This window comes from Neisseria sp. P0022.S010 (assembly GCF_051956635.1).
In genome coordinates, this window is sequence record NZ_JBQCXF010000431.1 from 1 (window position 1) to 2,562 (window position 2,562).

2 protein-coding genes are annotated in these 2,562 nt (G+C 51.2%); both read right to left on the reverse strand.

Translation table 11 applies throughout. The features are described 5' to 3' along the window. On the reverse strand, window positions 1–1,265 hold a 1,265-nt coding region (locus tag ACTHUT_RS17775), incomplete at its 3' end, for a deoxyguanosinetriphosphate triphosphohydrolase (protein WP_440419251.1). A 56-nt stretch (window positions 1,266–1,321) separates the two neighbouring features. Continuing rightward, window positions 1,322–2,562: transcription termination factor Rho (gene rho, locus ACTHUT_RS17780; protein ID WP_440419252.1), on the reverse strand; the 1,241-nt coding region annotated here is incomplete at its 5' end.

The window sequence follows — 2,562 nt, forward strand, 5'->3', positions numbered from 1 at the left end:
GCCTGATACAGACTGTCTTCAGGAAGAATCGGATTGTGCTTTTTCAATAATTCCAACGCCAAAGACTGACGTGTTGCCAGCTGTTTTTCAGCAATCAGGGCATACGCGGCAGGGACGAGTAAATCTAAGATAGATCCTAAACATGGGAATGTAGCAATTTCGGTCAAGAGCTTGGTGTGATGGCGGAAAATCCGTGTTTGCGCCAAATCTTTTGCTTTTGCCAAAGTGTTTTGCACTTGCGGGCTACACAACGCAAGCAAGTCTTTGCCTTTGAATGTTCCGTCCAACAAATCGGACTGATGCAGCATAAAGGTTTGCGCGACATCATCAATCGCCTTGCCGATCGCAATGCCGCGTAACATGGCGCAACGCTGACGGCTGGAGCTGGCGTGCCATGCACTTTCGGCAAAGGTCAGCTCGGACAAAATACTTTCCACTTCCGTATCCGTGAGCAAATCCAATTCGACGGCATCTTCCAAGTCCAGCAAGGCATAGCAAATATCGTCGGCAGCCTCCATCAAATAAGACAAAGGATGGCGCGCCCAGCTGTCTACTCCTGCGGAAACCAGCCCCAATTCGTCGGCAACTTGACGGATAAACGGCAACTCGGTTTGATAAATATTGAATTTCTTTCTGCCGTTCGGATGTTGCGTTGTCCACGGATACTTCAGCAATGCGCCGATGGCTGCCGCAGTCAGGCGCATTCCGCCCGCCTCCGGATACATTTCAAGGCTGGCAACGATACGCAGGCTATGCGCATTGCCTTCATAAGTTTGAATATCATTGCGTTCCGCTTCGTTTAATGTGTTCAGATAAATTTGATGTTCAGGCCGTCTGAACCAATCGCGCAAAGCATCTTCGCCGGTATGGCCAAACGGCGGATTGCCCAAATCATGCGCCAAACAGGCAACCTGCACCACGGCACCAATATCGCTGGGCGTATTGCCCTGCGGCAGAAAACCGCCGTTGTGCAACATCACGCCCACGCGGTTACCCAAGCTCCTGCCCACGCTGGCAACTTCAACGCTGTGCGTCAGACGGTTGTGCGTCAAGTCATGTTGCGCCAGCGGATGCACTTGCGTTTTACGGCCAAGGCGACGGAAGGCTCCGGAGAAAACAACCCGGTCGTAGTCGATGTGAAAATCCGTACGCAAAGCATCGGCACCTTCCTGCGTCGAAGGGGTAACGGTCGGCACGATTTCGCCGTTTTTGGTACGGAAGCGTTGGGTGGACAATAAGTTTTGCCAATTCATTCGGATGGTCATAAAGGTTCCTCAAGCAAAGTAAAGGCCGTCTGAAACATATTCAGACGGCCTTATGCTTATTTACCGCGCATCAATTCAAAGAAATCGTCGTTATTTTTAGAGTCTTTGAGTTTACCCACCAAAAACTCGGTTGCTTCGATTTCGTCCATAGGATGCAAGAATTTGCGCAAGAGCCACATACGTTGCAACTGATCGTTCGGCACCAGCAATTCTTCGCGGCGCGTACCGGATTTATTGATGCTGATGGCCGGAAATAGGCGTTTTTCTGCCATGCGGCGGTCAAGGTGCAATTCCATATTACCCGTGCCTTTGAACTCTTCGTAAATCACATCGTCCATGCGGCTGCCGGTTTCAACAAGTGCCGTCGCAATAATGGTAAGCGAACCGCCCTCTTCCACATTACGCGCTGCGCCGAAAAAGCGTTTCGGACGGTGCAAAGCGTTGGCATCGACACCGCCGGTCAGAATTTTGCCCGAAGTCGGCACAACGGTATTGTAGGCGCGTGCCAAACGGGTAATCGAATCCAGCAGAATCACCACGTCTTTTTTGTGTTCGACCATGCGTTTGGCTTTTTCAATCACCATCTCGGCCACTTGTACATGGCGTTGCGCAGGCTCGTCAAACGTAGAGGAAACCACTTCGCCGCGTACAGAACGGCTCATTTCGGTCACTTCTTCCGGACGCTCGTCAATCAACAGGACAATCAGCTCAACATCGGGATAATTGGCGGTAATGGCATGAGCAATGTTTTGCAACATCACGGTTTTACCGGTTTTAGGCGGCGCAACCAACAATGCACGTTGGCCTTTACCAATTGGGGAAACCAAGTCGATGGCGCGGCCGGTCAGATTTTCTTCGGCTTTGATGTCGCGCTCAAGCTTGAATTGTTCGGTTGGAAATAAAGGCGTGAGGTTTTCAAAGAGGATTTTGTGTTTGCAGACTTCGGGCTGATCGCCGTTGATGGTATCGAGGCGGACAAGCGCGAAATAACGCTCGTTGTCTTTAGGCACGCGCACGCTGCCTTCGATGGTGTCGCCGGTGTGCAGATTGAAGCGGCGGATTTGCGTTGGCGAAACATAAATATCGTCAGGGCCGGCAAGGTAAGAAGTATCTGCGCTGCGCAAGAAACCGAAGCCGTCGGGCAGGATTTCGAGTGTACCGGAGCAGGTGAAGCTGACATTCTGCTTCATCATCTGGCGGACGATGGCAAAAACGAGGTCTTGTTTGCGGAAACGGTTGGCGTTTTCAATGCCATGTTCTTCTGCCATTTCCAAGAGTTTGGAAATGTGGAGGGTTT